General features: G+C 55.4%; 1 pseudogene. It reads right to left on the bottom strand.

Annotated elements, in window-relative coordinates:
- Nucleotides 1–343, bottom strand: a pseudogene (locus tag AB9F29_RS21560) (hypothetical protein); the annotation flags it as partial.

The raw sequence follows: 343 nt of genomic DNA, 5'->3' as shown, positions 1-343 counted from the left end.
AAAGCGGGCATCCAACGTGTTCGACACACCCCAAGCCAGCACCTTGCGTGTCGCCCAATCCATAATCGCCACCAGATACAAGAACCCACGCCGCACTGGAATGTAAGTGATGTAGCTGCACCCGTCGCCAGGCAGCATGTTTACATGCCCGAGAGGAGAACGTGGTTCGGCCGCGTGATTTCTAACTTCCGTAGCAGAAAGGGATAAATCCGGTGTTGAGGGTGCTTTTTGCTGGTAATTGGCCATTTATCGATCGCTTGCAGCCCCATCAAACCAATAAGCCGCCGCACGCGATGGCGACCCGAATGGAACCCATTTCTCGGCAAGTAGGCCGCGATCTGCC

Source organism: Falsihalocynthiibacter sp. S25ZX9, from assembly GCF_041205405.1.
Taxonomy (GTDB): domain Bacteria; phylum Pseudomonadota; class Alphaproteobacteria; order Rhodobacterales; family Rhodobacteraceae; genus Falsihalocynthiibacter; species Falsihalocynthiibacter arcticus.
Note: the sequence above shows the minus strand (reverse complement) of the source record. Positions and strands in the feature narration are given on the sequence as shown.